Below are 6,443 nucleotides of genomic sequence, written 5' to 3'. Positions count from 1 at the left end.
TGCCGGCGAGTTCGAGGGCGGTGGCGACGGCGTGCGCGAGCGGGTTGGTCAGCACCCCGTCGACCACGTCGGTGTCGCCGATCCGCCGCCGCCCGGCCCAGGGCGCCCGCCGGTAGTAGGTGTCGTCGCGGACCCAGGCGCCCGCGGCGCCGTAGCCCCGCACGGTGCCGATGGCACCGGTGCGGACGAGTTCGCGGACGGCGGGCACCGCGTGCGAGCCGAAGGACTGGAAGCCCACCTGGCAGGCGATGCCGGCGTCCCGTACCCCGGTCAGGATCCGCCCGAAGTCGGACAGGGTCGCGGCGGGCGGCTTCTCCAGCAGGAGGTGGACGCCGCGTCCGGCGGCGGTGAGGGCCAGCTCGGCATGGGTCTGGATGGGGGTGCAGATCACGGCGGCGCGGGCCCCGGTGGAGTCCAGGAGCGCCCCGAAGTCGGCTGACTGCTCGGGGGGTTCAGCGGCGAAGGCGGCGAGCTCTCCCTCGCTGAGCGGGTTCAGCTCGCAGACTCCGGCGAGCCGGACGAGGCCCCGGTCCTGGAGGCGGCGGATGTTGGCGAGGTGCCGGCGCCCGTGGCCGCGGGCGCCCGCGAGGACGATCGGCAGCGGGGTGGTGTGCGTGTTCATGGGGCCCATGCGCGTCAGCCCTTCACGGCGCCGGCACTGAAGCCGGTGATCAGCCATTTCTGGATGAAGGCGAAGACGATCACCACGGGGACCGCGGCGATCACACCGCCCGCGGCGAGCGCGCCCAGGTCGACGCTGTCCGCGCCGATGAGGGTGTTCAGGCCGACCGGGATCGTCTGCTTGTCCTGCTCGCTGAGGAACATCAGGGCGAACAGGAAGTGGTTCCAGCTGTGCACGAAGGCGAACGAGCCGACCGCGATCAGCCCCGGCCGCAGCAGCGGCAGCACCACCGCGCAGAAGGCGCGCAGGCGCGAGCAGCCGTCCACCCAGGCGGCCTCCTCCAGCGAGACGGGCACGTTCTTGATGAATCCGCTGATCAGGATGATCGACAGCGGCAGCTGGAAGACCGTCTCGGCGATGACCACGCTACCCAGGGAGTTGATCATCCGGAGGTTCTTGAAGATCTCGAAGAGCGGTACGAGCATCAGCGCGCCCGGGATGAACTGCGAGCAGAGCAGCGCCAGCATGAAGGCGTTCTTGATCTTGAAGTTGAACCGGGCGAGGGCGTAACCGCCGGCCAGCGCCACGAGCGTGGTGGTGATCAGGGTGCAGACCCCGACGATCATGCTGTTCTGGAAGAAGACGGCGAAGCTGCGCTCGTTCCAGACCTTGGAGAAGTGCTCCCCGGTCATCGGCCACGGCACCAGCGAGGTGGACCCGGCGGGGCGCACGGCGAACAGGAGCATCCAGTAGAACGGGATGAGGGTGAAGACCAGGTAGATGCCGAGCGGTACGTAGATCTGCCAGCGCGGCACCTCGTCGAAGGCGCGCTCGCGGCCGGGCTTGCGGCGCCGGTGCGCGGCGGGCGGCCGGCTGCTCGGCGCGGGCGGGTGTGCGGAGTCGGTGCCGTTCTTCTCGGCCAGTGCGGCAGTCACTTGTGGTCGCCTCCGAACTTGCTCAGGCGCAGATAGACGATCGAGCAGAAGAGGAGGATCACGAAGGCGACGGTGGTGAGCGCCGAGGCGTAGCCGAAGTCGTGGCCCTCGATGCCGGTGTTGGCGACGTAGAGCGGCAGGGTGGTGGTCTCGCCCGCCGGTCCGCCTCCGGTGAGGGTGTAGAGCAGGTCGACGTTGTTGAACTCCCACACGCCGCGCAGCAGGGTGGCGAGGATGATCGCGTCCCGCAGGTGCGGCAGGGTGATGTGGAAGAACTGGCGCAGCCGCCCGGCGCCGTCGACGGACGCCGCCTCGTACAGCTCCTTGGAGACGGACTGCAGGTCGGCGAGGATGAGGATGGCGAAGAAGGGGACCCCGCGCCAGAGTTCGGCGACGGTCGCGGCCCAGAAGACGGTTCCGGTGTCGGAGAGCACGGAGGTGCCGTAGTCGCCGATCCCGGCGTCCGCGAGGTAACGGCTGAATCCGGTCGAGGAGTTGTAGAGCAGGATCCAGATGGTGCTGGTCAGCACGCCGGAGACGGCCCACGGCGAGAAGACCATGGCGCGGGAGACGCCGCGGCCGATGAAGGTCTGGTTGACGATCAGGGCGAGGGCCAGTCCGAGGGTGAGCTGGAGCGCGACCTGGGTGACCACCCATTGGGCGCTGAAGCCCAGCGTGGTCCAGAACTGGTCGTCCTCGGTGAAGATCCGGGTGAAGTTGTCCAGGCCCGCGAAGCCGTTCCGCCAGGGCTTGGTGACGTTGTAGTTCTGCAGGCTGTAGTAGAAGACGCTGACCACCGGATAGGCGATGAAGCCCAGCATCAGCAGCCCCGCGGGGGCGATCAGCAGATACGGCAGTCGGCGGGGGCTCGCGGAGCGGCGCCTGGGCACCTTGGGCGGTGTGGCCACAGCGGCGGCTTGGGCCATGACACGTCTCCGTTCTCTCTGGTACGGGGGGTGCGGGTTGATGCTCGGCGGGGCTGGGCGGCACTGGACTGCGCCGGGTGGTGCCGGGTGGTGCTCGGTGGTGCGATGCGTGTAGTGCGCAAGCGCTTCCCGCATGACGTTCGGTGTATCGAACGAGGCGGTGCGCGGAATTGCGGTGGGGCCGTTCAGCCGGCGTACGGGTCGGGCACGTCTCCCGGCCGGGCCAGGAAGGCGAAGTCGCAGCCGGTGTCGGCCTGGGTGATCTGGTCCTGGTAGAGCGCCCCGTAACCGCGCTCGTACCGGTTGACCGGCGGCGTCCACCCGGCCCTGCGCCGCGACAACTCCTCCTCGCTGACGTCGAGATGGAGCAGGCGCGCCTCGACGTCCAGGGTGATCAGGTCACCGCTGCGGACGAGGGCGAGGGGCCCGCCGACATAGGACTCGGGTGCGATGTGCAGCACGCAGGCCCCGTAACTGGTGCCGCTCATCCGGGCGTCGGAGAGCCGCACCATGTCCCGTACGCCCTGCTTCAGCAGGTAGTCGGGGATCGGCAGCATGCCGTACTCGGGCATACCCGGGCCGCCCTTGGGTCCGGCGTTGCGGAGCACCAGCACATGGTCCGGAGTGAGGGCCAGGGCCGGGTCGTTGATGGTGCGCTGCATCTCCTGGTAGTCGTCGAAGACGACCGCGGGACCGGTGTGGCGCAGCAGGTGGGGTTCGGCGGCGATGTGCTTGATGACCGCGCCGTCCGGGCAGAGGTTGCCGCGCAGCACCGCCACGCCGCCCTCGTCGGCGAGGGGGTTGTCACGTTCCCGGATGACGTCGCTGTTGTGCACCAGCGCACCGTCGAGCTGTGCGCGCAGGGTGTCGTGCGTGACCGTGGGCCGGTCCAGGTGGAGTACGTCGGTGAGCCGGGCCAGGAAGCCGGGCAGCCCGCCGGCGAAGTGGAAGTCCTCCATGAGGTACTTTCCGCCGGGCCGCAGATTGGCCAGCACCGGCACGGTGCGGGCGATGCGGTCGAAGTCGTCGAGGGTGAGCGTGATCCCGGAGCGGCCCGCCATCGCGATGAGGTGGATGACGGCGTTGGTGGAGCCGCCGAGCGCGAGGACGGTGGCGACGGCGTCCTCGTACGCGTCCGCCGTGAGGATGTCCGACAACTTCCTCTGCTGCCAGACAAGTTCGACGATCGCGAGTCCGGACCGCGCGGCCATCCGGTCATGGCCCGAGTCGACGGCCGGGATGGAGGAGGCGCCGGGGACGGTGACGCCGAGCGCCTCGGCCGCGGCCGTCAGGGTGGAGGCGGTGCCCATCGTCATGCAGTGGCCGGGCGAGCGGGCGAGCCCGTTCTCCAGTTCGGCCATCTCGCAGTCGCCGATGAGTCCGGCCCGCTTGTCGTCCCAGTACTTCCACATGTCGGTGCCGGAGCCGAGGACTTCGTCGCGCCAGTGCCCCGGCAGCATCGGCCCGGCCGGTACGAAGACGGCCGGCAGGTCGACGGAGGCGGCGCCCATCAGCAGCGCGGGCGTCGACTTGTCGCAGCCACCCAGCAGCACCGCACCGTCGACGGGGTAGGAGCGCAGCAGCTCCTCCGTCTCCATCGCCAGCAGGTTGCGGTAGAGCATCGGGGTCGGCTTCTGGAACGTCTCCGAGAGGGTGGAGACCGGGAATTCGAGCGGGAAGCCGCCCGCCTGCCAGACCCCCCGCTTGACGGCCTGGGCGCGCTCGCGCAGGTGGACGTGGCAGGGGTTGATGTCGGACCAGGTGTTGAGGATCGCGATGACCGGCTTGCCGAGGTGCTCCTCGGGGAGGTAGCCGAGCTGGCGGGTGCGGGCGCGGTGGCTGAAGGAGCGGAGCCCGTCCGTGCCGTACCACTGGTGGCTGCGCAGTTCCTCGGAGCTGACGCGGCCGGCCCCGGGGGTCATATGGACCACCCCGCGACCTGGTCGGCGACCTCGGCGCGCTGCGGCTCGGGCAGCACCCGGCTGGGCGGGCGTACATCGCGGCCGCACAGGCCGAGCGAGGCCAGGGCCTCCTTGACGACCGTCACGTTGTCGGCGGACTGCCGGTCGGCGCGCAGTTCCTCGAAGCGGCGGATCCGCTCCCAGACCTTCATGGCGGCCCGGTGGTCGCCGGCCCGCAGCGCCTCCAGCATGGCCAGCGAGACACCGGGGGCGACATTGACCAGGCCGGAGGTGAACCCGGTGGCCCCCGCGGAGAAGTAGGAGGGGGCGTACAGCTCGGCGAGGCCGGCGATCCAGACGAACCGGTCGAGACCCGCGTCCCGGGCGAAGGCGGCGAAGCGGGCGGCGTCCGGGACGGCGTACTTGACGCCGATGACGTTGGGGCAGCTGTCGGCGAGCGTGGCCAGGCACTCCCCGTCCAGATGCGGGTTGCGGATGTAGGGCACGACGCCGAGTCCGGGGACGGCCTCCGCGATGGCCCGGTGGTAGTCGATCCAGCCGTCCTGCGAGACGTACGGGTGGACGGGCTGGTGCACCATCACCATCCCGGCCCCGGCGTCCCGGGCGTGCTCGGCCGCGGCGACGGCGGTCGGCACGTCGTGCCCGACCCCGACCAGGACCGCGGCGCGGCCGCCCGCCTCGTCGATGGTCAGCTCGGTGACGGTGCGCCGCTCCTCGGGGGTGAGCGCGTAGAACTCGCCGGTGTTGCCGTTCGGGGTGAGGATGCGCACGCCGCCGTCGAGCAGCCTGCGCAGCAGGGCGCGGTGCGCCGCCGTGTCGATGGTGCCGTCCGCGGCGAACGGGGTCACCGGGATCGCCACGACGTCCGCGAGGGCCGCCTTCAGCGGTGTGAGGTCCATGCGGACAGGCCTTTCGTCGGTGTGCTGGTGGTTCACGCCGCGCCGCCCCCGTCTTCGTCGTCGGGGAACGCGCGGCGGACGAACGACGCGATGTGGTCGTGCAGGGCCCCGGCCGCGGCGTCCGCGTCGTCGGCGAGCGCGAGCCGCAGGATCTCCCGGTGCTCGGCCGCCTCCCGCTCCCAGGACGGGACGGTCGCCCAGGCGACGGTCGACACGAGGGCCGCCTGGTCGCGGACCTCGTCGAGCATCCGCGCCAGCAGGGGGTTGCCGCAGGGCAGGTAGAGCGCCCGGTGGAAGTCCCGGTTGGCGAGCGACCTGTCCGCCTTGTCGCCGGCCGAGTCGGCCCGCTCCAGGGCCTCCTGGGCCGCGTCGAGCGAGGCCTTGCGGGTGATGGAGCGGCGCAGCGCCTCCGGTTCGAGCAGCAGCCGCACGTCGTACACCTCCCTGGCCATGGTCGCGTCGACCAGCCGCACGATCGCGCCCTTGTACTGGCTCATGACGACGAGCCCGGTACCGGCGAGGGTCTTGAGCGCCTCCCGGACGGGGGTCTTGGAGACCCCGAACTGCGCGGCGAGCTCGGTCTCGACGAGCGCCTGCCCTGGTCTCAGCTGCGCCGTGAGGATCGCGTGCTTGATCGCCTCCAGCACGTACTGGGTGCGGGACGGAATCGGGGTGGGCGCAAAGGTCATGGGTGAAGGGCTCTCGCATCTCGCGTATCGCGTCTCATATATGACGTACGAAGTACGACGCGATGAAGCTAGAGGCGCCATGAATGTTTCGTCAACGCTTCTGGCAGAAGAACTTCACCGGACTACGACGTGTGCCGTACACGGATCGCGGCACCGGGCCGCCCCGCCAGGCCGCCTACGGCATCTTCCCGATGCCCCGCACGGGCCTTAGCGGCCAGCCTGACCGCACAACACACGCGCAGGTCAAGGAGGTTCGGTGGGCACGATGGCGGGGTCGGCGGCGGGGCGGGTACTGCGGGACCGGACGGCCGGGCTGTTCCTGGCAGCGGTCGTCGTCTCCGGATTCGGCAGCTCGGCGATGTCGCTGGCGGCCGGGATCTGGGTCAAGTCGCTGACGGGTTCGGACAGTCTGGCGGCGCTCGCCCTGTTCACCGTCTGGATGCCGGTGCT

6 protein-coding genes and 1 pseudogene are annotated in these 6,443 nt (G+C 70.6%); 1 reads left to right on the top strand and 6 read right to left on the bottom strand.

The features are described from left to right. From J1C73_RS09735 to J1C73_RS09710, 6 genes are all read right to left on the bottom strand, one after another. Positions 1-631: Gfo/Idh/MocA family protein (locus J1C73_RS09735; RefSeq protein ID WP_207315980.1), on the bottom strand; the 631-nt coding region annotated here is incomplete at its 3' end. Positions 632-636: 5 nt separating this feature from the next. Then, entirely contained in the window at positions 637-1,557 is a 921-nt protein-coding gene (locus J1C73_RS09730; protein WP_207315979.1) for a carbohydrate ABC transporter permease, read from the bottom strand. Then, a complete protein-coding gene (locus tag J1C73_RS09725; RefSeq protein WP_207315978.1) occupies positions 1,554-2,483 on the bottom strand; it encodes a carbohydrate ABC transporter permease in 930 nt (309 codons plus the stop codon). The genes J1C73_RS09730 and J1C73_RS09725 overlap by 4 nt, the downstream gene beginning before the upstream one ends. A 185-nt stretch (positions 2,484-2,668) precedes the next feature. Next, complete coding sequence (gene araD / locus J1C73_RS09720) at positions 2,669-4,405, bottom strand: L-arabinonate dehydratase (RefSeq protein WP_207315977.1); 1,737 nt, start codon at positions 4,403-4,405, stop codon at positions 2,669-2,671. Then, positions 4,402-5,304, bottom strand: a complete 903-nt coding sequence (locus J1C73_RS09715) for a dihydrodipicolinate synthase family protein (RefSeq protein ID WP_207315976.1) — start codon at positions 5,302-5,304, stop codon at positions 4,402-4,404. Before J1C73_RS09715 ends, araD begins: the two co-directional genes overlap by 4 nt. Positions 5,305-5,336: 32 nt before the next feature. Continuing rightward, the gene (locus tag J1C73_RS09710; RefSeq protein WP_207315975.1) at positions 5,337-5,993 is read right to left on the bottom strand and encodes a GntR family transcriptional regulator; all 657 of its coding nucleotides are present in this window, start codon (positions 5,991-5,993) and stop codon (positions 5,337-5,339) included. A gap of 265 nt (positions 5,994-6,258) precedes the next feature. On the opposite strand from J1C73_RS09710, the pseudogene J1C73_RS09705 reads away from it, so the two are divergent. Further along, a pseudogene (locus tag J1C73_RS09705) lies at positions 6,259-6,443 on the top strand (MFS transporter); the annotation flags it as partial.

Origin of the sequence: Streptomyces laculatispora (assembly GCF_017353455.1) — a bacterium.
Taxonomy (GTDB): domain Bacteria; phylum Actinomycetota; class Actinomycetes; order Streptomycetales; family Streptomycetaceae; genus Streptomyces; species Streptomyces laculatispora.
This window is presented reverse-complemented; position numbering and strand designations above follow the sequence as displayed.